The following is a 25860-nucleotide window of genomic DNA, read 5'->3' as shown; positions in this document are numbered from 1 at the left end:
AATGAAGCTCTCGTTTGCGCACAGAGCCGTGCGGCGGCCTGATCCTTGAAAGGGTTATCATGCTTAGATTGTAACATGGAACATTTTCATGTCAAGGAATATAATTCACATACGAAATAAAATGATGGGCATATCTGTTTACGATCCGATTTTTATTTGTTATCATTATTTCACGTACTTGAAACGTTTTCAACATATTTTGCTCGCGGGGGTAAGATGAAATGGGGAACGTAACGTTCGATCATGTGTACAAATATTACAAAGGGGAGCCGGATCCGGCGGTCAACGATTTTCATCTGGACGTCGCGGACGGGGAGTTCCTGGTCATGGTCGGCCCGTCCGGCTGCGGCAAATCGACGACCTTGCGCATGCTCGCGGGTCTGGAGGAGGTGTCCGAAGGCGATATCTACATAGACGGAAGGCTGATGAATTTCGTCTCGCCGAAAAATCGCGACATCGCCATGGTGTTCCAAAACTATGCGCTGTATCCGAATCTGACCGTCTTCGAAAATATGGCGCTGGGCCTTCAGCTTCATAAGGTAGCTAAGAGCGAGATCGAGCTGCGCGTGAACCGGACGGCGAAGATGCTGGAAATCGCCCACTTTCTGACGAAGAAGCCCAGCCAGCTATCCGGCGGTCAGAAGCAGCGCGTCGCTCTCGGGCGCGCGCTTGTCCGCGAGCCTCAGGTATTCCTGATGGATGAGCCGTTATCCAATCTGGACGCGAAGCTGCGGACGCAGACGCGGATGGAGATCAGCCGTCTGCACAAGGAGCTGCAGACGACGATGGTATACGTCACACACGATCAGACGGAAGCGATGACGATGGGGACGCGGATCGTCGTCATGAAGGACGGCCGGATTCAGCAGGTCGCCCCGCCGCAGCAATTGTACGACGAGCCGCGCAATCTGTTCGTGGCCGGATTTATCGGCACGCCGCAGATGAACTTCATCCCCGGATCGATCGTAGCAATCGACGACGCCTATTACTTCCGCAGCAAACGTCTGGAGCTGAGCATCCCGGAATTTTACTTTCCTCGTATTCGCTCTGCGGAAGGCAATCTGCGTTCGGTCGTGCTCGGCATTCGTCCGGAGTACGTACTCAGCGAACCGGAGGCCGTCGAGCGCTATCTGGAGTGGAGCGTCAACGCTTCCGTTTATATGAGGGAGCCGCTCGGCTCGAACACGTATCTGTATGCGCGCATGGGCGAGGAGAGCTTGACCGCGCGCGCGGAAGCGCATACACCGATCGTGCCGGGAGACTCGGCGACGTTTGTCGTTCGCATGGATAAGGCCCATTTCTTCGATCGCGACAGCGGTTTGTCGCTGGCTTCGCGGGAAGGAGATCGGCCGTGAGCGGGAAAAAAATGCGGACGCTCGCCTTCGCAGGAGGTATTGTTCTGCTTGGCGCCGCGCTTGCGCTGCTGTGGAGATCCGGCTCCGACGAGCAGCAGGCATATCCCGTCTTTGATGCGGAGCGAGTGCTATCCGGCATCGGCGGTACGGATGGCGCAGACGGCGCGGATGCGGCTCTCTCCTACACGCAATGGATGCGGAGCGAACGGTATGCGGCGTCGAAAACCGCCGAGGGCGTTGAAGCGTCCATCATGGCGGTCGACTATGCGGCGGCGGCCCCGGAGACGCAGCTCGAACGCCGCCGCGATCCGGCGCAAGGGGCGGAGGTGCTCGATTGGAACAGTTCGCGCGGATGGGTCGAATGGCGTATCGAAGCGCCTCGCGACGGAATCTACGAGCTTGAACTGGTCTACGCCCCGTTGAAAGGGGGCTTCGCGCCTCCGGTGCGCGGCATTCGAATCGACGGTACGTATCCGTTCGCCGAAGCCGAGCGCGTGAGCTTTGATCGGTTATGGAAAGACAGCTTGTATCCATACGAGCGCAATGCGATCGGCAACGAGATTCGTCCCGTACAGGTCGAATTGACGGAATGGCGTACCGAACGGGCGACGAATTACGCGGTCAGCTCCGAACCGCTACGCTGGGCGCTGACTGCCGGAGAGCATAGGCTGCGTCTGGATGCGGGGCAAGGAGCGCTGTCGCTTCATTCGATTCGGCTCGCCGCGCCGCTCCGGACGCCGTCGTATGCGGAATACGCGCAGGAGCATGCTGTCGCTGCGAGCGGCGGAGAGCCTTGGCACAGCATCGTCGAAGCGGAACGCTACGCGTTCAAATCTTCCGTGGCCATTCAACTGCAGAGCAGGTCCGAGCCTTATATCTCTCCCGATCCGCGAGGGAAAATCGTCTACAACGCCATCGGCGGAACGAGCTGGACCAAGCCCGGAGACCGGATCGGATGGGAGGTGTCGGTGCCTCGAGCAGGCTACTATGCGATCGACGTGAAATATTATCAAGGCTATAACGGCAAGTCGAGCGCCTATCGGACGGTGCTGATCGACGGCGAGACTCCGTTCAGGGAAATGCAAAGCTATCGGTTCGTGCCTAACAAAGGGTTCGAAATCGCCGCCATCGCGGACGAAGAGGGGCGACCTTATCAGTTTTATTTGACCGAGGGCAAGCATCTGATCGAGATGGCGGTCGACGCTTCGGCCGTTCGTCCGGCCGCCGAATCGCTGCTCGACATCGGAGAACGGCTGCTGGAGATGGAACGGAGTGTTCGCGCGATTACCGGCAACTATGGCTACGGCAGCGACCAGAACGTGGATATGGCTCGCACATGGGATTTGCGCAAGTACGACCCGCAGCTGGAGTCGGAGCTTCGCGAGCTGATCGAAAGGCTGCTGGCCGTCTGCGATTACTTGAACGGGCTGAACCAAGCGAATACCGATGCGGTAACGGCGCTGCGCGTGAACGCCGACAGGCTGCAGCGGATGCTCGATCATTTTAACGATATTCCGAACCGCCTAGCGGAATTCGGAACGGTGCGCACGAGTCTCAATACGTGGATTCAGACGATCGAATCGCAGGCGCTGGAGCTGGACTACCTGGTCGTCCGCACGCCCGACGCCGATCCCGGTTTGAAGTCTCCCGACTCTTGGAGCAAGGCGCGCTATGCCGCGACCGACTTTTTCCGTTCGTTTTTCCAACAATACGATACGAATGATACGGACGATGAGGATGCGTTGACCGTATGGGTACAGCGGGGCAAGGATTACGTCGATCTGCTGGAGCTGATGGTGCAGCAGGATTTCACGCCGCAAACCGGCATTCAAGTGAACATCAACCTGATGCCGAATACGAACGTGCTGCTGCTCGGCAACGTGGCCGGCGATCAGCCGGACGTGGCGTTGGGCGTTCCGCTGGAAACTCCGGTAGACTTCGCGATGCGCGGTGCGGCCGAGAGCTTGAGCGGTTACCCCGGCTTCGAGGAGGTGTTCGGGCGTTTTAATCCTGGCTTGATGCGATCCTATCAATATACGGGGAACGTTTACGGTCTGCCCGAAACGCAAAACTACTATATGATGTTTTACCGCTCGGACATTTTTGAGGATTTAGGCTTGCAGCCGCCGGATACGTGGGACGACGTTGAACGCCTGCTCCCGACGCTTCAGGAGAACGGACTGACGTTTAATTTGCCGAAGAGGAATTTTCATATTCCGTTCTACCAGCAGGGAGCCGAATTTTACGAGACGAACGGCATGCAGCCCGCTCTGACCTCCGAGGAAGGAATAGCCGCCTTTAAGCGCTGGACCGACTGGTATCGCAAATACAATCTTCCGAAGGATATTCCCGTCTTTATTCATCACTTCCGCAACGGCGACATTCCGATCGGCGTGGCCGATTTTGATATGTATGTGCAACTGGTCATCGGAGCGCCCGAAATCGAAGGCAAGTGGAAAATGGTGCCGCTCCCCGGGATCAAGCAGCCGGACGGGACGGTAGCCAGATGGTCGCATAACGAATCGCTGGCGCGTATACAGGAGCCTTCGTCGCTGATGATGCTGAAGAAGAGCGAGCGGAAGGAAGAGGCCTGGAAATTTATCGAATGGTGGACGTCGGCCGACGTGCAGAGCCGATTCAGCAACGATATCGAATCGTTCGCAGGCATAGCCTATCGCTGGAACACGGCAAACCTGGAGGCGATGCAGACGATTCCGTGGCCGGAGGAGGATCTGGCCGCACTGAACGAGCAGGACAGATGGGTCAAGAACATGCCTTACGTGCCGGGCTACTATTATTTGGCGAGAGAGATCGAGTTCGCCTGGAACAATACGGTCGTCGGTCAAATGCCGGCGCGGGAGGCGCTTGAACAGTCGGAGAGATCGCTGGCTCGGGAAATGATGCGCAAGCAGGAAGAACTGGGCATTGCGTCCGGAGGCGGCTTAATCGTTCCGCCCTATGACAAACCCTATGAGAGGAGTGCGCCGTGAAATCCGTGACCCGAATTGAAGCTGCCGTCCGCCGCCCGTCCGCGCCTAACGGCTATAAGGCTCGTATCGTTCTTTTCCTGCGCGAAATTTGGGCGGAACGAATGTCGTACTTGTTTCTGGCGCCGTTCCTGCTCAGCTTTACGCTGTTCATCATCGTTCCGGTGGCGTTGGCGATGCTGCTCAGCTTGACCTCGTTTAACGGCTTTGAGTTTCCGCGTTTTATCGGGATCAGCAACTTCATCTATATGTTTACGCAGGACGTCGTATTTATGAAGCATACGATTCCCAATACGCTGAAGTTCTCCATCGTCGTAGGGCCGGGCGGGTACATTCTGTCCTTTGTCTTCGCCTGGCTCATTCATCAACTCCCGCAAAGCATCCGCAACTATTTCTCGCTAGCGGTGTACGCGCCGTCCATTATGGCGACGTCGGTTGCGCTGACGATGGTGTGGACGGCGGCGTTCAGCGGGGACAGCGTCGGCTATTTGAATAGCATTTTGCTGAGTCTGGGACTGATCGAATCTCCGCAGCTGTGGCTGCAGGACCCGAAATATTTGATGACTTTTATGATCATCGTGACGCTGTGGACGAATATGGGCGTCGGCTTCCTGGCCATGCTCGGCGGACTTCAGACGGTTAATACCGAGCTGTACGAGGCGGGACGAATCGATGGAGTTAAAAGTAAGTTGCAGGAAGTGTATTACATTACGATTCCGAGCATGAAGCCGCAGATGTTGTTCAGCGCAGTGATGGCGATTGTCGGCGCGATCAAGGCGGGAAGCATCTCCAGCGGGCTCTCTGGGATGGCGATTACGCCGCAATACGCCGGCCATGTGATCAACAATCATATTTACGATTACGCCTTTCTCAGATACGAGTGGGGCTACGCTTCGGCGCTGTCGGTCGTGCTGCTCCTGATGAGCTACGGCATTATGAGGCTGAGCTACAAGCTGTTCGGCACGAAGGAGGATGAATAGATGCTGCTGTCCCTCCGCAGACGGTTCGCTCCGTCGCGCCTGCTGCTGATTGCATTCCTGGCGGCGATCGGAATTTTTATGCTGCTGCCGATCATTTTTCTCGTCAACAACGCCTTTAAGCCTCTGAACGAGATGTTCGTGTTTCCGCCGAGAATTTTCGTGCAGCAACCGACAATGTACAATTTCGAGCAGCTGTTTCTGCACAGCGCCGCAGGCGTCGTGCCGTTCAGCCGCTACTTGTTTAACAGCGTCGTCATTGCAACGGCGACAACTTTGGCGGTCATTGTCGTCAGCACGATGGCCGGCTACGTGTTATCCAAGCATCGTTTCCACTTCAAGGCGTTTATTATGGGAGCGGTGATGATCGCGCTCATGTTTACGCCGGAGACAGTGTCGATTCCGCGCTATTTGATCGTCAGCGGACTCGGGCTCAAGGATACGTACTTGGCTCATGTGCTTCCGTTTCTGGCATCGCCGGTGGCGGTGTTTCTGATGAAGCAGTTTATCGACCAAATTCCCAATTCGCTGATCGAAGCGGCCAAGCTGGACGGCGCGCCGGATATGTACATTTTTATCAAGATTATCATTCCGTTGACGTCGCCTGCCGTCGCCACCGCGGGGATTATCACGTTCCAACTGGTGTACATGGATGTAGAAGCTTCCTCCTTGTATATGACAAAGGAAACGATGAAGACGCTTTCCTATTATGCGGAAGCGATGACGCAGAACATTCCCGGAACGGCGCAGGTCAGCGTCGCCGCCGCAATCGGGCTGCTCATGTTCGTGCCGAACCTGATCATCTTCTTGCTCTTCCAACGAAAAATGATTCAAACGATGCTGCATTCGGGCGTGAAATGAACAAGAGGACAGAGAGGGGGGACACGGATGCTCGGACGCAAGCGGATGATCTGGGGCGTTAAGGTTGCGGCAGCGCTGTTGCTGCTTGGGTTGGCGGGGGTGGCGGTTCCCCAGCCGGCCTCGGCTCAGCTTCCGTATTCTACGTGGTACAGCGATCTTAACGCCGGCATGATTCGAACGCAGCCGGTTTATGTGCCGGATCGGATCGTCGACGGGAACGGTGTGGAGAGGGGGTTCTCTTCGCCAAGCGATATTTTTATCGCGGAGAACGATCATGTGTTCATTGCCGATACGGGCAACGACCGCATCGTGGAATTGAACGAGAAGGGCGAATACGTGCGCAGCATCGGGCAGGAAGAAGGGCCCGGCAAGCTGACCCAGCCGGAGGGCGTGTTCGTCGCGCCGGGCGGGACGATCTACGCCGCCAATACGGGCGGTCAGTCGATCGTGCTCTACGCGCCGGACGGGAGCTTCGCGCGCGAGTTCAAGAAGCCGGAGGCGACGGCGCTTGCGGCGGATTATCATTTCTATCCGACCAAGCTCGTTGCCGATCGGCGCGGCGTCATGTATATCGTCGTTAAGGATACGTTCCTCGGTCTGCTCCGAATGAGTCCGGACGGGGAGTTTACCGGCTTTTTCGGGGCGAACAAGGCGAAGCTGAGCTGGTTGGATCGCGTGAAAAGGGCGCTGCTGAACGAGAAGCAGCTCGCCCAGGAGATCGCAAAGCAGCCGAATCCGATTCTGAATGCGACGCTGGCGGACGACGGATTTCTGGTTACGACCAGCTCCGGGACGGCCAGCGACGGCCAGATCAAGAAGCTGAACGCCGGGGGCTTCGACGCGTTTCGCAACAAGCCGTTCGACGAGCCCGATCTGATCGATACGGCGATCGACAGTAACGGCTTCCTGTACGGGCTTAGCCGCAGCGGCGATATCAGCGTCTCGGTCTACGATCCTACGGGCGAGGCGGTGTTCTATTTCGGCTCGACGCAGAAGAGCGCTCGCCAGCTCGGCATCGCCGATTACGGCAGCAGCATTGCAATCAACGGCAACAACGAGCTGTGGGTCGCGGACAATGCGGCCAACCTGATTCAGGTGTTCAAGAGAACCAGCTTCGGCGATACGTATATGACGGCATCGCATTTGTATTTCGAGGGCGATTACGAGCAGAGTCGTTCGTATTGGGAGGAAGTGCTCCGACAGAACGGCATGCTGAACATCGCTTACAACGGCTTGGGCAAAATCGCCCTGCACGACGGGGATTACGACGCGGCGCTCGATTACTTCAAGCAGTCGAACGACCCGAAAGGGTATTCCGATGCTTACTGGTACATCCGATACGAGTGGCTGAAAGACAACTTCCTGCTCGCGGTTGTCGTACTGATCGCCGGAAGCTGGGGACTGTCGTTCGGAGCGCGCCGCTTGGCGTTGTTCGCACGCAGGCGCACATGGCCGCCGCTTGTGCGAAAGTATGCAGGCGAACTAAGGGACGCGCTTTATTTGATGGTTCATCCCTACAACGGCTTTTACCGGTTGAAGGATCGCCATATTTCTTACGCGGTCATCGTTTTTTTGCTTGCGCTGGCGGTCGCCGTTCATGTCTGGTCCGTGTTCGCTTCGGGTTTTATCGCTTATCCCTTCGACCTGGGCGAATACAACCTTCCGCTGTCTCTGGCATTTATGATCGTGCCATGGTTAACCTGGGTGATTGCCAACTATCTGGTCAGTACGGTTAAGGGCGGCGAAGGCCGGTTCCGGGAGGTGCTTCAGGGAAGCGCCTTCGCTATCGTTCCGTACATTGTCATTACGATACCCACGACAATATTGACCAACTTCGTCGTGCTGGAGGAGTGGATCGTTATCGATTTGATCCGCCAGGCAATGTGGGTGTGGATCATCGTGCTGTTCTTCGTCATGACGCAGGTCATCCATAACTTCGATTTCACCGAAGCGTTCAAGAACGCGTCCGTGACGCTGTTCACGATCGGGATTATTTGGGTGTTCGCGATGATTGTGTCCGGGCTAGTTTATAATTTCTACGATTTTATCGAGCAGATTTATCGGGAGGTGACCTTCCGTGCTTAAAAAATTATGGCCGGCCAGCGGCAAGTATCGGCTGCTGCTCATCGGCGCGGTTGTGCTTGTTGTTGCGACGGCGGCGGGGATTGTCTTCGGCGGGCGCGATAAGCTGCCGTCTTTGCGGGCGATGGGTATCGGCGAGCCGGTTCGGCAGCTTGCGTCTGTTGTAGAAGGGGCGGCATGGCAGGCGGGGCGGCGCGATGACGAGGGCTTTGCTCTTGTCGCGGACAATGCGCGATACTCGTTGCGGCTGGAGTCGAAAACGAGTCAGCTCGTTGTCGTCGACAAGGCGGGCGGATACAAGTGGCGGAGCAATCCGTCGCCGGAGCAGCTTGCGCAGGAGAAGGTCAAAGGGGCGCTGCTGGAAAATCTGCAATCGCCGTTTGTCGCCGAGATCGTTGCCGCCGGACAGACGAGAAGAACGATGCTCAGCACGCTGACGAAAGGCGTGACGATTGACTATACGCCAATCGGCGGCGAAGGCGTCCAGGCGACGTATACGTTCGAGAAGGAACGGATGAGTTTTGTCGTTCAATTCACGTTGACCGAGCACGGTCTGGAGGCGGCCGTTCCGTCGGACGGGATAAAGGAATCTGGCGATTACGGGTTGTATTCGCTTCAACTGCTGCCTTACTTCGGTGCGGTTCCGACAGGAGAAGAGGAAGAAGGCTATCTGTTCGTGCCGGACGGCCCCGGCGGACTGATCTATTACGATCGGGCAAGGCCGTCTGTCGCCAGCGGTTACGAGTTTCCGATTTACGGAGACGATCCGGCGCATCTGGACTACAGCGAGAGCAGAACGGTGCGGAGGGAACAGATCGCATACCCGCTCTATGGCTTGAAACGGGGAGAGCATGCATTCGCCGCGATTGTGAAGGAGGGGGCCTACACCGCTAAAATCAAAGGGGCGACGCCGAGCAATAGCACGCGGTACCATTCGGTCGGTGTCAGCTTCAGTTATCGCGAGGAGTACGGACGCAAGGTAAGCGGAATTACGAAGGAAACGGTCAAGTCGGTCCGCAAGGAGCGCACGGTGGATGATCTGCGGGTGGAATATCGGCTGCTATCCGGAGAGGAGGCCGATTACGTCGGAATGGCGCATGCGTACCGCGATTATTTGGAGGGCAGCGGGCAGCTTGGCGAACGTCTGCCGGCGACCGGGCACGTTCCGCTGATGCTGTCGCTTGTCGGCGGTGGCAATAAGCCGCAATTCGGCACAAGCGGCTTCGAGACGGCGACGACGTTCAAGCAGGCTGAGGAAATCGTCGAAGGATTGCGGGAAGCCGGGATCGGGAGCATGAACGTTATTTATCGCGGCTGGCAGAACAGCGGGCACACGTACACGGACGAGCGATTCCCGATCGTCTCCGCGCTTGGGGGCGACAAGGGGGCGCAGCGGTTCGTGAGCCGGATGCACGAGCTTGGAATTAAGGTGCTGTTCGACGATTACTTGGCATGGAAGGAGGAGGCTTATAGTTCCTTCTATAAAAAGACGGACGGAATTCGCGGCATCGATTCCACGGTTCTGTCGGGCAGGGGAGACGGATTTATTGTAAACCCGGTGAAGGCGGTGCGTCAGCAGAAGCGGGTCGTCGATGCGCTGAAGGAGATCGGGGTCGACGGCATTCATTACGTCGACGGCCCGGGCAGCCTATCGTTCAGCGACTACCGCGCGAACGCCCCCCTGACCCGAGGGGATACTGTTCACTACTACTTGGCTTTGCTGGATTATGTTCGCGAACAGCTGGGGGCGGCGGGAGTTAATCGCGGCGAGCAGTACGCGCTGAAGCACGCCGATTATATCGAGGAGCTGCCGCATTCGTCCAGCAGCGACTTTCTGATCGACGAGACGGTGCCGGTCTATCCGATCGCCGTTCACGGCTCGGTCCTCTATTCGGCGGCGGCGGGCAATCTGCGCGACGTCTACGAGGACGAGATGCTGAAAGCGATCGAATACGGCGCGGTTCCGGCCTTTACGCTGACCTATGCGGAAAGCCGGGTGCTGAAGGGAACGGACTATCAAAATCTATACAGCACACAGTACGAGATTTGGAAGGATCGCGTGGCGGAGGATTACAAAAACTTCGATCGTCTGGCCGGAGTGCTCCACCGGCGAATCGCGGATCACCAGAAGATTGCGGACGGCGTTTACGCTACCGTCTATGAGGACGGCACACGAGTGACCGTCGACTATCGCACGAAGCAATTCAGCGTTGAGGGAGGGAGACGGGAATGAACGGAAAATCCTCGCGGCGCAGGCAGCTTCTGCAGTTTCGCTGGAAGGAGTACGGGCTCGGCTATTTGTTCATGCTGCCGTGGATGATCGGGTTCGTCGCCTTCGTGGCGTTCCCGATCGGCTGGTCGCTGTGGAACAGCTTTAATCAAGTGTTTATCACAAGCGAGGGCTTCAAATATACGTGGGTCGGACTGGACAATTTTCGCCGAATGTTGATCGAGAACAACGCCTACCCGATTATTTTGCTGACCTATTTGCAGGAAGTGCTGCTTATTATCCCGCTCATTCTCATCTTCTCGTTTGTCGTGTCGCTGCTGCTGAACGAGAAGTTTCCGGGAAGAGGGTGGATGCGGGCGCTTTTCTTCCTGCCGGTTATTTTCGCCACGGGTCAGGTCATTATGGAGCTGTTTGTACAAGGAGCGGGCGAGCTGCCGTTCATGGAGCAGTACAATTTGGACGTCATTCTGCGGCAATATTTCAGCGAGACCACAGCGTCGATGCTGCTCGGCGTTCTCGGCAAGGCGGTCATCATTCTCTGGTATTCCGGGGTGCAAATATTGATATTCATCGCCGGCTTCCAGACGATTCCAAAGACGGTGTACGAGGCGGTCAGGGTGGACGGGGCTTCGCCCTGGGAAAGCTTCTGGAAAATTACTTTCCCCGGCATGCTGCCTTTTATCGGATTAAATGCGGTGTATACGATCGTGGATTTGTTTACGTTCCCGTTTAATCCGGTGCTGGAAATCGTCCGCAGCAATATGTTCTCGCCGACGACGGGCTACGGCTACGCCAGCGCGATGGCTTGGCTATACTTTGCCATCATTTTGCTGCTGCTGGGCCTCACGCTGTGGCTGACCTATCGCGCGACCAAGGGAAGGGGAGAGCTCAGATGAAGCTGGAGAAGGCGTACAAGCAAGTGAAGCTCGACATCGCCGAGACGCTGGCGCACCGCAAAACGCAGAAGCTGAAAACGGTTGTTCTGGGACAGAACGTGAAGGATGGGCTGATTGCCAAGCTGGCTATTTTCGCGCTGCTGACGGTGATTGCCTTCCTGTATGTGAAACCGATTTTGTATATGGTCTCGACCAGCCTTAAGACGGTAGCCGACATGATCGACCCCGTCGTCGGGCTGATTCCTCGGGAATTGAACTGGCACAATTACGCGGAGGCGTGGCGGGGGCTCAAGTATCCGGAAGGCTTCTTCGATACGATGACGATTGCGTTGTTCGGCTCCGTATTCCAGGTGTTCACGTGCGCGCTTACCGGGTATGCGCTGGCGAGGCTGAAGTTTCCGGGGAAAAATCTGATGTTTTTCCTGATTCTTGTTGCCTTTCTCATTCCGCCGCAGTTGACGATCGTGCCGCTTTATATGATTTACAGCGAGCTCGGATGGATCAACACTCCGTTCGTGTTTCTCGTGCCCGCTCTGTTCGGGCAGGGTTTGCGAGGGGCGCTGTTCATTATTATTTTCCGACAGTTTTTTCTGTCGCAGCCGAAGGCGCTGGAGGAGGCGGCCAAAATCGACGGCGCTTCGGCGTTCCGACTGTTCTTCCGCATTATGATGCCGCTGGCTGGGGGCGCTTGTCTGGTCGTATTTCTGTTCTCGTTTGTCTGGTATTGGAATATGAGCTACGAGGCGGCGCTGTTTCTGAGCAAGGACTTTACGCCGCTATCCCTTCGGCTCAGCTCGATGCAGATGGAGCTGATTGGCAACCGGGCAATCGACTTCAGCGCCGGCGTCGGCCAGGACCCGATCTCGGAAGGACCGCGAATGGCGGGCGCATTCCTGATTATCTTCCCACCGCTTATCGTCTATCTAATCGCACAGCGTTGGTTCACCGAGGGGATCGAGCGTACCGGGCTGGTGGAGTAGGCGAATGGCGGTAGGCGGATGGCGGTTAGTGGATTGGTAGGCAGGCAGGTAGGTGGTTGGTGGTAGGTAGTTGATAGTAGGTATTTGATAGAAGGTAGTTGGTTGGACTAGTGAGGATTTAAAGGATGGCAGAACGTGGGATGCAGGTAGAGGTGGAGATGGAGATGGAGATGGAGGTAGAGAGGAAGAGGAAGAGGAAGAGGAAGAGGATGAGGAAGGGGAAAATGGAGGAGGTGATGGTAAAGTTGATGGTAAGGGAATGATAATGGTAATGGTAATGGTAATGGTAATGGTAATGGTGATGGTGATGGTGATGGTGATGGTGAAGGTTGGGAGAATAGAAGGGATGAGGCGTGTCTGATTTGGTCTTCCCAGAGGTTATCCGTATAATCGTCGAAGACGCTTTAGTGACATTCAATCCTCGATCTTGATCTATTTATACGGTTTTTCCTACAAACGTTCGTCGTTCGAGCCTGAGCAAGCCGCTTTGTACGATTTTTCGAACAAATATTCGCATTTAAGGTCTCATTCGAGCTGCGTTGTACGATTTTCCAACTAACTTTCCTGCGTAAACTCATGTGTGCAAATAGATCCGCCATAAAATTTCAATCTCCAATCACTTGGTAACGTTATGGGCCAATTATAGCCCGGAGTCTGCCTCATACGCTCCTAAAACTACCTTATAACGATTTTTTCAATTCAGAATTTGGGGGCGTATCGTATCGGAGGGAGGTATATGCACCTGTTACCTTTATCATCGATTAGCTCTCACAGCAGCCTATTTCGCTTATGAGACAGTCCCAACTGCGAAAGTTGTTTTATATGTGCGGTTGATGGACTAAGTGGCCTGATGAAACGGAACCAACTGAGTCGATGCCAAGCCAATAGGTCCGCGAGACGGTCTTATTCGAACCACCCGACTCGATGCCAAGCCAATAGGTCCGCGAGACGGTCTTATTCGAACCACCCGACTCGATGCCAAGCCAATAGGTCCGCGAGACGGTCTTATTCGAACCACCCGACTCGATGCCAAGCCAATAGGTCCGCGAGACGGTCTTATTCGAACCACCCGACTCGATGCCAAGCCAATAGGTCCGCGAGACGGTCTTATTCGAACCACCCGACTCGATGCCAAGCCAATAAGTCCGCGAGACGGTCTAATTCGAACGGCCTGAGCCGACTCAATGGAGAAGTCAGTTTCAAAATGACAACATGACTTCTCCATTGTGCAGAAAACGTAATAAGACGATTTCGGAATGCGCTCAAGCCAGTGACACTGTTATTGTTTGTTAGCCAGTTCCATTTCTACTGCCTTGTTCAGTTCGGATTCCGCTGAGACGAGCGCTTCTTGGACGCTTAGCTCCCCGAGGATCACCTTCTCGAATTCGAAGGCGAGGATCGACGGCGCGTTTAAGGTCAGCGTAGGATGCACGGCAGGCGAAGGTGCAAATTTGTTGTAGTAGATCGCTTTGGCGTTTTTCCCTTGCAGCAGCGGAACGTCGGCGCCGAATGCCTGGCGAACCTGCTCGTTCAGCAGATGAGTAGGTCTTCCTTCCTTGGCGGCGGCGAGCTGAGCTTCGTCGGAGAGCAGCTCGTTCACCGCTTGCAGCGCCGCTTCTTTGTTCGCGGCCGTATCCGTGATGTAGATCATGGTCGGCAGAGATTGGAAGCCTACGCCGTTGTTGTCCGCGAACGTCGGAGCGGCGACCATGTCCCAGTTAAGCGCCTCGAAGCCAGGCCGTTTGTAGCTGGACGAAAGGGACAGCACCATGGCGATGTTTTTTTGCTCATAAAACTTGTTCAGCTCCAGCCCGGAGTCGCGCTCATAGCCTTCCAGGTTGCCCGGGATTTTGTAAAAGCGGGACAGATTCTCGAAAATACGTTTCCAGCCGTCGTTGTTCACGGCCGCTTTGCCGGTCTCCGCATCGATGATTGGCAGGGAGAGTTCGTTGCCGAGCAGCGCAAAACGGTAGAACATGCTGATGCCGCGATAGTTGACGCCGTCCTTCTTGCCGGTCACCTGTTTGGCCAAGTCGTAGAGCTGATCCCAGGTCATGCCGTCCGTCGGATACGGAGCGTTAAACTTGTCGAATACATCCTTGTTGTAGAACAGCGCGATCGGATTCGAGCTTTCCGGCAGGCCGTATAGCTTGCCTCCGGAGAAGTTCTTGGCGGTGGCGATCGAGGCCGGATCGAAGCGGTTCAGGTCGACGATGCCGGAATCGACGAGCCCGGTCAAATCGGTCTGAAGATTGCCGCCGAGCAGCACGCGCAGATCTCCTTCGGCCGCGCCGTACAGGATGTCAGGCGTAATATCCTTTTGGGCTTTCAGATCGGGCATGTTCAAAATGCAGGAGCAGAGGTAGTTCAGCTTGTAGTCCGGATATTTTGCCGTTACCCACTGATTGATCTGTGTCGCAAAAGCATCCTCCGGGATGGAACCGAACACGCTAAGCTCCACCGGCTCGGGCTCCGGAGAAGGAGAGGGGGATTCCGACGGGCTGGGCGACGGCGAAGCCGAAGGAGAAGCGCTTTCAGACGGCGGCGGACTTGAAGGCTGGGCCGCCTCATTTTTGCTGCAGGCGGATAGGACCACTGTCAGAAGCATCATGCTGGCAAACAAAGCGGAGAAAAATCGCGACTTGAGAATCATTCCTGTAACCTCCCTAAATTTCTGAATCAGAATGTCTAAAAAAGATCTTTCTCCTCAATTTTGCAGAAAAATGCAGGGCGGGTATATGGAATATTGGTGGATTGTAATGGATAAAAAGTTAAAAAAATATTTTATATTCGTGAAACGGAGGAGTTGGATTCCGTGTACGATTTTTTTGACCGTTTTTATCCGCATATTCTGAACGTCGTGCAGGGCAAATTGGAGCATTGGGAGACACAAGGAACGCAGTTTTATAGAAAGTCGACCGGGAGGCTCAGTTTATTTTACGTGTACGAGGGTCAGGGCAGCATGGAATTGGATGGGGAGAAACATCCGTTATCGGAGGGCAGCGTCGCCCAGATTCCCGCAAGACGCAGGCTCGTCATCCGCAATGCTCCTGAAATCCCGCTTCGCTACTTTATGATCGAATACGACTTCAAGCTGGTTAAATGGCAGGGGGAGCTTACGCGCTGCGAGGAGCCGCCGGAGAAATGGCTGCCGTTCGGCCCGGTCGAGCCGCTGGCGGATCATCGAGGGCTTCGCTCCGAAATGCTGCTGCTCTACCGCGTATGGTCCGAGAAGAAAAACGGGTACTCCGGACAGGCCAAATTGCTCTTTTTCAACCTGCTGCTGCGAATCAGCGACCAACTGCATGAACGACAGAAGGACGATTCGGCCGAACGGTCGATTATGGATTGCGTGAACTATATCAATAACCACTATCAGGAATCGCTGGAGCGCGGGTCGCTGGCTCGCAAGGTGTCGCTGTCCAGCAGTTACTTCTCGGTGCTGTTCAAAAGGTATGTCGGCTGTTCTCCCGTGCAGTATATAACCAAAGTCAGATTGGATAAAGCGATGCAGATGTTAAGAGGGAGCAACAAGCCGGTAGCGGTCGTCGCGTTGGAGGTGGGTTTTCACGATCCGCTGTATTTCAGCCGGGTGTTCACCCGAGAGATCGGAGTGACGCCGCGGGCGTATCGCGAAGCTTAAGAGGCGACCGAGAACGAAACAGGCCAACCGGAACAAGGCGTCCGTGTTGGCCTGCTGGCGAAAATCAGTTTTGATGTCCGTACACTTTCACGCTGAGCTCCTCGCAAGACCGCTTAATCCAGTCGTGCACTTTGCCCCATACTTCGCCGGTTATGCGGACGACCGGAATCGAAATGCTGACCGACGCGACCGTGCGCCCGTCGGCGTCATAGATCGGCCCGCCCACGCAGTGAACCCCGTCCACGGTCTCGCCCATATTATAGCCGAAGCCTTGGGTGCGGACCTTGTCCAATTCCTTGATCAGGTCGGGGAACGTGGAGATCGTCTTGTCGGTCACCTTCTCAAGCTCATCTTGCGGGTAGAGGGCGCGCAACTCGTCCATCGACAGGTCGGCCAGCATGATTTTGCCGGAGGCCGTGGCATGCAGCGGCAAAGTCGTTCCGACGTTCGGATTGAATCGGAGCGCCTGCGTGCTTACCTTTTCCCCGATATAGAGCAGGTTGTGTCCCACTTTAATCGCCAGGCTCACCGTTTCGTTCAAGTCGTCAATAATTTTCTCCGCGATCAAATTAAATTCGCCGGTTAAGCTGGAGCTGCGCATATAGCTCGAACGGATCGTAAACAGCTTATAACCGATGCGGAACTGTTTTCCAGAGCGGTCCGTCTCCAGGTAACCTCTGTGCAGCATGTTCTGAAGGATCAAGTAGGTGCTGCTCGGCGGCATGTTCAGTCCTTTGGAAATCTCCGTCAGATTGTACGAATCCTTCTCCCCGGTAAACAGCTCCAATATATCCAGCACCCGATCCGCTGATTTGACTTTTGGCGTTTGTTGTCCCATGCAGATAACACCTTTCTTGAAATTGGTTCACCAATATGAAACATAAGATTATATTACCGCACTCCCGGCAACTTGTCGATAGAGCGATTGGTTTTTAAGATTGCGATGACCGAGGGTGCTGTTTAACTCATTTAATTTTTTATATAAAAAGTATTTCATAAATATGAAAAATATTGTTTTATATATATGAAACACATGCTATAATGTGAAAGAATTAAACAAAATTTACTAGAAAAGCAGGCATGGTGTCGACATCCGGGAAGGAGGGAGCTCGCGAACGATTTTAAATCGTGTATGCGTTTACATCATGGTGCAGCCCGCATGAAGGGATGGGTCTTGGAAGATCATCAATTTGACGGGAGTGAATACGATTATGCGTAAACGTTATAGGTCTGCTATGCTCGCCGTTTGCTTGTTGCTGGCGATGGCGTCGACCGCGTTCGCCAATTCGGGGACGGGGGCTTCGACCTCAGGCGCTTGGACGCTGTCGCAATTAAACGGGCTGAAGGCCAGGCTGGATACGGCGATCGGCGCCACGAGCCGCCCTCAGCTGCTTGCTTATCTGCAGCAAGTGAAGAGCGACGCAGAGACCGCGATCGCTTCCCCTTCGCTGTCGCAAGATGCAGGGCTGGCAATCAAAGAAACTATGGAATACGCGCTGCAATTGGCTAAAGATGCGAACCAAGCCGCCGGATTATGGACGGATACGCCGTTTATTCTGTACACCGTTCCGGCGCTCAGTCCCGAGAAGCGGCTGCCGAATACGATTCCGACCGACGGTGCGGTCAGCGATCAGATCCGGGTCGTATCGGCGCAGGGGGATTACGAAGCTTCTTCGTTCGTCCTCGCTGCGCTTGCCGACGCTGCTTCGGTCACCTTTACGGCCAGCGCTTTGCAGGGAGACGGAGAATCGATTCCGGCTAGCGCGATAGACTTGCGCGTCGTGAAGACGTGGTATCAAGGCGGGACGGCTTGGCAAAGTTACTTTTTCGACGATACGAAGGACGTGCTAACCCCAGAGCTGCTGCTGCATGACGAGAAGCTGGTTTCTGTCAACCACATGACGAAACGCAATTCCGTGCGCGTCGATTATCCTTCGGGAACGCAATACGTAGACGTGTCGGGAAGCCCTCCGGCCGCGTTCTCCTCCTTCACCGCCCCATTCGAAGACAGCCCGACGCTGCTGCCGATCGAGCTGAAGCAGGGCGAATCTAAACAGATGTGGCTGACGACCAACGTGCCGAAGGAAACGCCCGAAGGCATCTATACGGGCACGATCGACATAGTGGCTGACGGCGTTCCCGCGGGACAGCTCACGCTGAAAATCCGCGTCCTCCCATTCGAACTGCCGTCTCCGAAAACGTATTACGACCTCGACAAAGATTTTTACACGATGATCTATCACAGCGCCCGCATGAAGGATACGCTGGCTGGCTTCAGCGGAAACGTACAGATGGCGGAGACGAAGCTTCGCAACCAGTATCGCAATCTGGTCGAGCATAATGTGATTAACCTGCCGACGAACGCGGCGGTCGACATCAACAATCCGCAGCCGTATTTGCGCCAGCTGGAGCTGATGGAGGAAGCCGGCATGGATCTGAATCCTCTGTTCGGCGTTGGTCCCCTGTTCCCGTCGAATGAAGACTTTCCAATCTGGACGCAGTACTTGCAGGCCAAAGCTGCCTTCGAAGCGAATCCGACGCCGCAAAATCAAGCGCTTATGCAGCAGCGCTACGCCGCCTACGAGCAAACGCTGGTCGCGCCTAAAGCCTACGTTCAGCAAGCCTTCGACATCGTCACTCAGGCGCTTGGGCATACGAACGTTTATTTCGACGCATGGGACGAGGCGGGCTGGGACCGACTGCTCTGGCAGCAGGAGATGTGGAGATTCGTCAAGGAGGATGTCGGCGCCAAAATATTCGCTACCGGACATGACGATCACTTCAATCTGGAAATCAAAGAAGATTTCCTGAACTGGGTCGGCGACCCGACGCGCGAGAAGTCCGCAGGATGGCATGGGATGGGAGAGAACAAGATCATTACGAACTACGCCCACCCGCACTCCGGACCGGAAAATCCCGACTTGATGCGTCAACGCCACGGCATGTGGCTGTACAAGGCCAATTACGACGCGGTCTACAACTACATTTGGTATTTCGAAAGCCCATACGTCAGCGCTTGGTCGGATTATGTGGATGCGACGTATCGTTCGTTCGGGTTCGTGTATCCGACGCAGACGGACGTAATCGATACGCTGGCATGGGAAGGCTTCCGCGAGGGCATCGACGATATTCGCTACGCGACGAAGCTGAAGCAATTGGCTGAAGATGCGCTGAGCTCGGGCAATTCGACGCGCGTCGCTGCGGCCAACAAAGCGCTGAGCTGGCTGGAGACGACAAATGAACGGACAACGAGTTCGGATCTGCTTCGTCTCGGCATGATCGACCGCATCATGAAGCTGCTTGCGTTGGAAAATGGGAACTAGGAGGAGATGCCCATGTTGAGAAAAGCGAAACGATATGCGCTGCTGCTGGCGGCGATGCTCCTTGCAGCTTCGTCTCTCCCGCATGCGTACGCGGAAGCGAGTCCCGGCAAAGTCAGTTATGAGGTCGTTTATACGACGGAAGACTTATCCACGCCGACGGCTTGGTATAACAGCGATTTCTTCGACAATCCGGATTTCAAGGAAAACCGCTTCGTACAGTACTGGGTGGAGACGCCGATCGCCCCGGGAGGGCCGCGCGACACCGGGCTGTATGCGGCATATCGGGAAGACGGCCTCTATATTTTCTTCCAATCGAACGAGCAGGAGCTGGATACGAACGGCATCCTGAAAAACAGCTCCATCGAGCTGTTCATCAAGTACGGGTTAGGCGATCTGCCCTATCATCAGATGATTTTCGAGACGAACGGCAGCGCCGTAAATTATTACGAATGGCAGACGGAATACCGCGACAATTTGCCTCTGAAGGGCAATGCCGTGTTGACCAACGAGCAGCTTCCTACGGGATGGGGCAGCGTGCTGTTCATTCCTTGGAAAGCCGCATACAAATACGTGCCGCTTAACGGCGAGGACTGGGAGTTCGCGATGATTCGCTGGTCGCCTTCGCATTCTCCGACTTGGGGCGGCAAGGTGCATCAGGCCGGCCGGTTTAATACGCTCGATATTGAAGAACCGACGCCGGCTGTTCGTACAGCGATTCAGAAAAATGTAATCCGGCAAGCGTGGCAGGCATTCAACGACACGGTAGCCGACCTGCAGACAGAGTGGCAGGGCGGAGACGCCGACGACGTGAATTTCTATAATACGCGTTTGCAACCGCTTATTGCGCAAGGGCAGGCTAACGGCAGTGAGATTCCGAATTTGGACAGCCTAGGCGCAGCCGAAATCGACGAGTTGTACGATTATGTCGACAGCTGGTTCGAGCTGAACCGCGACGCGGAGGATGAGCGAGCCGATTATATTCTGGACAATCTGTTCAATGAGGGCGGCGGCGGTCAGCCTCCGGAAACGGCGCTGGCGCTTCAACCCGAGCAGCCGGACGGAGCCAACGGCTGGTATGTCTCCGAGGTGACGGTTAATCTGAGCGCTGCCGGGGGAAGCGGCGTCTTCACGGAGTATCGGCTGAACGGTGGAGAGTGGACAACTTACAGCGGACCGTTCGCGATTTCGTCCGACGGCGTCCATACGCTGGAATACCGGAGCGCCGATGGAGCCGGTAATACGGAAGAAATACAGACCGCTTCCGTGTCGGTCGACCGTACTGCGCCGACGGCTGCGGTCGCCTACAGCACGACCGACCCGACCGATGGAGCCGTGACGGCGACGGTTACGCCAAGCGAAGCGGTTACCGTTACGAACAATAACGGAGCGGATAGCTACGAGTTTTTGTATAATGGAAACTTTACCTTTGAATTTGTCGATGCGGCGGGGAATACGGGCACGGCAACAGCGACCGTCGGCAACATTGCATCGGCCAGCACCGGCGTTCCCGGTAAGCCGTCGCTGTCCGATAACAATGGGCAAAATAACGGCCTGATGGACGGGGACTACGATATTGCGATGAATGTGTGGTGGGGCAACAACGGGCGGATTTACAAGCTATACGAGAACGGTACGTTGATCGATACGCAGATGCTGGCGGACCGGGCTCCGCAAGCCCAAGCTGCGCAGACTGCGATTGCGGGCAGAGCGAACGGAACTTACGTGTATTACGCGGAGCTGATCAACGAGTTCGGCACGACAGTCAGCGACGAGTGGACGGTGACCGTGTCGCATAGCCTTCCAGCCAAGCCGGAGTTGTCCAGCAACAACTGGGACGGGGATGGCAGCTACGATATTCAGATGAATATGTGGTGGGGCACGAACGGTACGACTTATCGGTTGTACGAAAATGAAACGTTGATTGCAGAGATGGCGCTGACGGCACAAACGCCGCAGGCGCAGTCGGCTGTCGTACCGATCAGCGGCAGAGCGGTCGGCACGTACGAGTATCGCGGAGAGTTAGTGAATGCCGCAGGCGCAGCTTCGAGTGAGAAAATCATTGTGAAGGTAATCAAATAGCGAGCTTTAGGCCCGCTAGGAACAATCGGCTTTGCAGGTGCATAATGCGCCCGCAAAGCCGATTGTCGTTAGCCGATAGTGGCTCGTATGAGAGAACCGTACTTGCTGCCGGCCTATTGTAGCTCAGCCTTATTCGTTCCATTTTACACTGTGAATGTGTTCGGTCAAAGCTTCGGAGATTTCCCCGATATCGCCTTGCCTTAATACTCTCAGCAGTTTCTCATGCTCGTCGCACACGTCGGTCAAATTGTCATAGGTCAGAGCCTGCGTCAGAAAGTGGAGCCGGATGCGATTATAAATCGATTTCCACGTGCTGATGATGTTCATCATGTCGGATAAGCCAACCAAGTACTCATGAAACGCCAAATCGCAATCCGCTAGTTTGTAGATGTCGCGCTTCGTCGCCGCTTCGTACATTTCGGCCGTAATTTCTTCCAGCCTGGCATAGTGCGCGCCCGACATGTTCGGCAGAGCTTTGCGAATCGCAAATTGCTCCAACGTATTTCTGATCGGAAGCAGCACTTCGACAACTTCCTCCCGCGTAATTTCGGCGACGATCGTTTCCTTGTACGGCTGAGAAACCAATAAGCCTTCCTGCTCCAGCATTCTTAGCGCCTCGCGAATAGGTCCTCTGCTGACGCCCATCTGCTTGGACATCTCAATTTCTCGCAGACGAATTCCGGGCTTTAATTGACCGTTGAAAATCGCTTTGCGAATGTCGTCGGTAATTTTATGGCGGAGCGAAGTGACCTTCTGCTCCTCGAAACGAAAGTTATCCATTGCTGCGGCAAGCTCCCTTTCTTTCCACATCGCGGTATCTTGTTACTTCGAACTATAGCTTATTGCGCACACTTTGTAAAATATATTACAGTAGGATTGTAGACAATACTACAATGATATTTTATACTGAAACTGCTCTAATAGGATTTGAATCGGAGATACAGCAAAGGAGCAAAGGGAAATGAACGATCAATTGGAGAGTCAGAAGGTTCGAAAAATCAGCTTCGAAGGCGACGCTCTGAGGATGTCGATGGACTGGACGGTTGAGGATCTGAATAAGGTGCAGGTGCTGGTGGAGAGCACGCATGGCGCAAGCCATCCCAGCTCCTATCATTTGAATGCGCTCGTATCCGAGATTGAGAAAGGCGTGTTCCAGACTGGGGGAAAGCCGGCGATCTATACGACGACGGACATTTGCGATGGTGTGGCGCAGGCGCATAACGGCATGAATTATTCGCTGCCTTCCAGAGACATGATTGCATCGATGGTGGAAATACACACGATGGCGACGCCCTTCGATGCGATGGTGCTATCGTCGGCGGGGGACAAGGCGGTGCCGGCTCACTTGATGGCGATTGCGCGGCTGGACATCCCGGCCATTCACGTTCCGGGCGGGGCGATGGGCGCGGGGCCTTGCATGAGATCGAACGAAGAGCTGTGGCATATGAGCGTGGAAGTGGATCAGGGCAAAATGTCGAAGGAGGAGTTTCTCGCCTTCCAACGCGCCTGCTGTCCAACCTGCGGCGCTTGTCAGTATATGGGGACGGCGGCGACGATGCAGGTGGTGGCGGAAGCGCTCGGATTGGCGCTGCCCTGGTCGGCGTTGATTCCGGCTACCAACGCGGAGATCGGACGGGCGGCGCGCGCGGCGGGGCAGCAAGTGATGCGGCTCGTGCAGGCGGGCATCCGGCCTTCGCATATTTTGACGATGGAAGCTTTCGAAAATGCAATTATGGTACACTCGGCTGTAGGCGGCTCGCTGAACGCCGTTATGCATTTGATTGCCATCGCGAGAGAAGCCGGCATTGAGCTGAGCGCGCAGAGGATCGACGAGATTCATCGCGGTATTCCGGTGCTGGTCGATACGAAGACGGCGGGTCATTATCCGACCGAGCTGTTCTGGTATGCCGGCGGCGTGCCTCAGGTCATGCTGGAGCTTGAGGACAAGCTGCATCTTGACGTACTTACGGTTACAGGCAAAACTTTGAGAGAGAATTTGCAGGAATACCGCGCCAATGAAATGCCGCGCTTCGCGGAGATGTTTCTGGCCAATTATAAGCTTAATCGCCGCAACGTCATTTATCCGATAGCCAAGCCATTGAAGCCTCACGGTTCGCTTGCCGTATTGGTCGGTAACCTGGCTCCGCAAGGAGCGACGATCAAAATTTCGGCCGTGTCGCCCGAGATGCAGGTTCATCAGGGTCCTGCGAAGGTGTTCGATACCGAACGCGCCGCCGTGGACGCTCTTGTCGGCAAGCAAATCGTTCCGGGAGACGTCGTCATTATCCGTTATCAAGGGCCGCGAGCGACGGGAATGCCGGAAATGTTCTTCATGTCGGAGCTGATCGCGTCGGATCCCGTATTGTCGAGCACAACCTCACTAGTGACTGATGGTCGTTTCTCTGGCGCTACACGCGGGCCATGCGTAGGCTATTTGGGGCCGGAAGCGATATCCGGCGGGCCGATTGCCGTGGCGCAAAACGATGACATTGTACTTATCGATATTCCGAATCGTACAATTAACATTGTGGGGACGGAAGGCGTCTTGCGTAATTTGCAGGAAATCGAAGCCATCCTCGCAGAAAGAATGGAAAGCTGGGTTCCGCCTGTTATCCGACATAAAGGCGTAGTGGGACAATACACCCGCTCGGCGCGGCCCGCTCTTGAAGGAGGCTCCTGCTCGTGAAAAAAAGAATGAACATTATCGCCGGAGCGTTATTGCAGGAAAGCAATACATTCAGCTCCGCTTCGAGCGATTTGGCGAGCTTTTATGATTATTTCTATCGTGAAGGGGATGAGATGCTTGCCGACGACGCTCCAGCCAGCGAGTTGAGCGGCATGGTCCGCGCAGCTCGCGAGGAAGGCGCGAACTTACTGCCAACTCTGGCCGCCCAGGCTTGCTCGTCAGGACCGATTCAACGGACGGCTCTGGATCGGCTGAAGTTGAACTTGCTGGAGCGCATCGAAGCGTATCCGGAAGTTGACGGGGTTCTGATTGTTATGCACGGCGCTTGGGTCGCTGAAGATCAGGATGACGCGGACGGGGAAATTTTGTCGGCCGTTCGGGAGAAGGTGGGGCGTGACATTCCGATTGTCGTTACGCTTGACTCGCATGCCAATGTGACCCGTTCGATCGTCGAGCAAGCGGATGCAGTCATCGGGTACCGCACATTTCCGCATATTGACTATGCCGAGACGGGCTATCGGGCGGCACAGTTGCTTATCTCTATTTTGCGTGACGGGCTGAAGCCGCATATGAAATATGTAAAACTGCCGATGATCGTACCGGCGGAAGCGCATGTCACCTATGAGAATCCGATGAGCGATCTATGGGGGGAGGCGTTGAAGGGCGAAAGCGGCGGCGATTCGTTAGCGACCTCGCTTTTCATTGTGCAGCCGTGGCTGGATGTCGCCGAGTTGGGCTGCTCCGTCGTTGTTGTTGGCCGGGACGCCGAACGGGCTGAGCGGGAAGCGCGGCGTTTGGCCGAGCTCTTATGGAATAGACGCAAGCAATTCGATATTGAACTGAAAAGCGTAGAGGAGATTGGCGATCTGCTTGAGGCAGGTCGGAGGGACGGGCCGATCGTTGCATCGGATTCGGCGGACAGTCCCGGAGCGGGCTCGCCGGGGGATAGCAATGCGGTGCTCAAGCAGCTGTTGAGTATGGGGGTAGGCGAGCGATTTACATGCTTGTTGACGATGGTCGATGCTGCGGCGGCGCGGCAAGCGGCGGCTTGTGCGGTTGGAAGTGTTGTCAAGCTGACTGTCGGGCATTCCGTTAGCGTGGAATTCGGCGAGCCGTTGGAAATCGAAGGTGTCGTCGAATATGCGTCATTGAGCGGGACGTTTGCTTTTGGCGGGGGAACGGTAGCCAATATGATGGCGAACATGGGGCAATGCGCGGTTGTCCGAATCGGCCGTATCCATTTGCTATTAATGGAGCTTCCGACGTTCACCGGCGATCCTGCGATGTATCGATCGGTTGGACTGGAGCCACTGGATGCGGACCTGGTGCTGGTCAAATCGGCTGCGCAGTTCCGCGCCGAGTACGAGCAGATTCGTCATGGCGGCATTTATATTCTGGATACGCCGGGAGCGAGTACGGCTAATCTTCTAAGCTTGCAGTTTAAGAAAGCTCCTCGCCCCCTGTATCCGTTTGAGGACGGTTTTTAAGCGAATACGGTTTGAAGAGCCTCAAGCTCCTTTTTTCAGCGGAGTTTGGGGCTTTTTATGTTTCGGATGGATAGACGTTACTGGAGCGCCTGGTTCTTGCTGCTCTCATTGTTTCAACAGCTGAAAATGGATATAATTTACTAAAGTAGAAGCGAAGGAGTTGCTAAGTGTGGACTCAGATTCGAATTCTGAAAGCCTGCATCAGCGACACGACACCTCGTATCGTTTTTTATTATCGAGTAAAAAGCTGTTTGTTGAACTTCTTCGTTCCTTC

At 55.2% G+C, this 25860-nt stretch carries 17 protein-coding genes; 14 read left to right on the top strand and 3 right to left on the bottom strand.

The features are described from left to right. The first annotated feature begins 221 nt into the window (after positions 1-221). The 9 genes from DFP98_RS02315 (at position 222) to DFP98_RS38830 (ending at position 12631) form a co-directional block, all read left to right on the top strand. Positions 222-1355, top strand: coding sequence for an ABC transporter ATP-binding protein (locus tag DFP98_RS02315; RefSeq protein ID WP_116058959.1), 1134 nt, complete (start codon positions 222-224; stop codon positions 1353-1355). Then, positions 1352-4345: an extracellular solute-binding protein gene (locus DFP98_RS02310; RefSeq protein WP_116058958.1), complete on the top strand. Its 2994-nt coding sequence runs from the start codon at positions 1352-1354 to the stop codon at positions 4343-4345. Before DFP98_RS02315 ends, DFP98_RS02310 begins: the two co-directional genes overlap by 4 nt. A gap of 5 nt (positions 4346-4350) precedes the next feature. Then, complete coding sequence (locus DFP98_RS02305) at positions 4351-5322, top strand: carbohydrate ABC transporter permease (protein WP_391572377.1); 972 nt, start codon at positions 4351-4353, stop codon at positions 5320-5322. Further along, positions 5323-6180, top strand: coding sequence for a carbohydrate ABC transporter permease (locus tag DFP98_RS02300; protein WP_116058957.1), 858 nt, complete (start codon positions 5323-5325; stop codon positions 6178-6180). 27 nt (positions 6181-6207) lie between these two features. Then, complete coding sequence (locus DFP98_RS02295) at positions 6208-8265, top strand: tetratricopeptide repeat protein (RefSeq protein ID WP_116058956.1); 2058 nt, start codon at positions 6208-6210, stop codon at positions 8263-8265. Next, positions 8258-10495, top strand: a complete 2238-nt coding sequence (locus DFP98_RS02290; RefSeq protein ID WP_116058955.1) for a DUF5696 domain-containing protein — start codon at positions 8258-8260, stop codon at positions 10493-10495. The genes DFP98_RS02295 and DFP98_RS02290 overlap by 8 nt, the downstream gene beginning before the upstream one ends. Further along, a complete protein-coding gene (locus DFP98_RS02285) occupies positions 10492-11388 on the top strand; it encodes a carbohydrate ABC transporter permease (RefSeq protein ID WP_116058954.1) in 897 nt (298 codons plus the stop codon). The genes DFP98_RS02290 and DFP98_RS02285 overlap by 4 nt, the downstream gene beginning before the upstream one ends. Next, positions 11385-12368: a carbohydrate ABC transporter permease gene (locus DFP98_RS02280; RefSeq protein WP_116058953.1), complete on the top strand. Its 984-nt coding sequence runs from the start codon at positions 11385-11387 to the stop codon at positions 12366-12368. Before DFP98_RS02285 ends, DFP98_RS02280 begins: the two co-directional genes overlap by 4 nt. Positions 12369-12493: 125 nt before the next feature. Continuing rightward, entirely contained in the window at positions 12494-12631 is a 138-nt protein-coding gene (locus tag DFP98_RS38830) for a hypothetical protein (RefSeq protein WP_181917437.1), read from the top strand. A gap of 1016 nt (positions 12632-13647) precedes the next feature. Here the strand turns inward: DFP98_RS38830 and DFP98_RS02275 are convergent. Further along, on the bottom strand, positions 13648-15021 hold the full coding sequence (locus tag DFP98_RS02275) for an ABC transporter substrate-binding protein (RefSeq protein WP_116058952.1): 1374 nt from the start codon (positions 15019-15021) through the stop codon (positions 13648-13650). A gap of 162 nt (positions 15022-15183) precedes the next feature. Here DFP98_RS02275 and DFP98_RS02270 point away from each other — a divergent pair, with 162 nt between their 5' ends. Beyond that, entirely contained in the window at positions 15184-16011 is an 828-nt protein-coding gene (locus DFP98_RS02270) for a helix-turn-helix transcriptional regulator (RefSeq protein WP_147310117.1), read from the top strand. A gap of 64 nt (positions 16012-16075) precedes the next feature. Here the strand turns inward: DFP98_RS02270 and DFP98_RS02265 are convergent, their stop codons facing one another. Beyond that, positions 16076-16849 carry an IclR family transcriptional regulator gene (locus DFP98_RS02265; RefSeq protein WP_246016383.1) on the bottom strand — a complete coding sequence of 258 codons (774 nt, stop codon included), beginning with the start codon at positions 16847-16849 and terminating at the stop codon, positions 16076-16078. A gap of 373 nt (positions 16850-17222) precedes the next feature. Between DFP98_RS02265 and DFP98_RS02260 the strand changes: the two genes are divergently transcribed. Together DFP98_RS02260 and DFP98_RS02255 are read left to right on the top strand one after the other, a co-directional pair. Then, the gene (locus DFP98_RS02260; protein WP_147310116.1) at positions 17223-19334 is read left to right on the top strand and encodes a hypothetical protein; all 2112 of its coding nucleotides are present in this window, start codon (positions 17223-17225) and stop codon (positions 19332-19334) included. A gap of 12 nt (positions 19335-19346) precedes the next feature. Continuing rightward, complete coding sequence (locus DFP98_RS02255) at positions 19347-21413, top strand: OmpL47-type beta-barrel domain-containing protein (RefSeq protein ID WP_116058948.1); 2067 nt, start codon at positions 19347-19349, stop codon at positions 21411-21413. 129 nt (positions 21414-21542) lie between these two features. Here the strand turns inward: DFP98_RS02255 and DFP98_RS02250 are convergent, their stop codons facing one another. Beyond that, positions 21543-22193, bottom strand: a complete 651-nt coding sequence (locus DFP98_RS02250) for a GntR family transcriptional regulator (protein WP_181917436.1) — start codon at positions 22191-22193, stop codon at positions 21543-21545. A 181-nt stretch (positions 22194-22374) separates the two neighbouring features. On the opposite strand from DFP98_RS02250, the gene ilvD reads away from it, so the two are divergent. Both ilvD and DFP98_RS02240 read left to right on the top strand, forming a co-directional pair. Next, complete coding sequence (gene ilvD / locus DFP98_RS02245) at positions 22375-24099, top strand: dihydroxy-acid dehydratase (protein WP_220377042.1); 1725 nt, start codon at positions 22375-22377, stop codon at positions 24097-24099. Continuing rightward, a complete protein-coding gene (locus tag DFP98_RS02240; protein WP_116058946.1) occupies positions 24096-25586 on the top strand; it encodes a M81 family metallopeptidase in 1491 nt (496 codons plus the stop codon). Before ilvD ends, DFP98_RS02240 begins: the two co-directional genes overlap by 4 nt. The last annotated feature ends 274 nt before the right edge of the window (positions 25587-25860 follow it).

Origin of the sequence: Cohnella phaseoli (assembly GCF_003386235.1) — a bacterium.
Lineage (GTDB): Bacteria > Bacillota > Bacilli > Paenibacillales > Paenibacillaceae > Cohnella > Cohnella phaseoli.
Note: the sequence above shows the minus strand (reverse complement) of the source record. Positions and strands in the feature narration are given on the sequence as shown.

What these genes read in the sequence shown, in the direction of transcription:
- DFP98_RS02300 (WP_116058957.1), top strand. Translation starts at nt 5,323, where the DNA reads ATGCTGCTGTCCCTCCGCAGACGGTTCGCTCCGTCGCGCCTGCTGCTG.
- DFP98_RS38830 (WP_181917437.1), top strand. Translation starts at nt 12,494, where the DNA reads ATGGCAGAACGTGGGATGCAGGTAGAGGTGGAGATGGAGATGGAGATG.
- ilvD (WP_220377042.1), top strand. Translation starts at nt 22,375, where the DNA reads ATGAACGATCAATTGGAGAGTCAGAAGGTTCGAAAAATCAGCTTCGAA.
- DFP98_RS02260 (WP_147310116.1), top strand. Translation starts at nt 17,223, where the DNA reads ATGCGTAAACGTTATAGGTCTGCTATGCTCGCCGTTTGCTTGTTGCTG.
- DFP98_RS02280 (WP_116058953.1), top strand. Translation starts at nt 11,385, where the DNA reads ATGAAGCTGGAGAAGGCGTACAAGCAAGTGAAGCTCGACATCGCCGAG.
- DFP98_RS02250 (WP_181917436.1), bottom strand. Translation starts at nt 22,193, where the DNA reads ATGGATAACTTTCGTTTCGAGGAGCAGAAGGTCACTTCGCTCCGCCAT.
- DFP98_RS02295 (WP_116058956.1), top strand. Translation starts at nt 6,208, where the DNA reads ATGCTCGGACGCAAGCGGATGATCTGGGGCGTTAAGGTTGCGGCAGCG.
- DFP98_RS02265 (WP_246016383.1), bottom strand. Translation starts at nt 16,849, where the DNA reads ATGGGACAACAAACGCCAAAAGTCAAATCAGCGGATCGGGTGCTGGAT.
- DFP98_RS02315 (WP_116058959.1), top strand. Translation starts at nt 222, where the DNA reads ATGGGGAACGTAACGTTCGATCATGTGTACAAATATTACAAAGGGGAG.
- DFP98_RS02285 (WP_116058954.1), top strand. Translation starts at nt 10,492, where the DNA reads ATGAACGGAAAATCCTCGCGGCGCAGGCAGCTTCTGCAGTTTCGCTGG.
- DFP98_RS02255 (WP_116058948.1), top strand. Translation starts at nt 19,347, where the DNA reads ATGTTGAGAAAAGCGAAACGATATGCGCTGCTGCTGGCGGCGATGCTC.
- DFP98_RS02275 (WP_116058952.1), bottom strand. Translation starts at nt 15,021, where the DNA reads ATGATTCTCAAGTCGCGATTTTTCTCCGCTTTGTTTGCCAGCATGATG.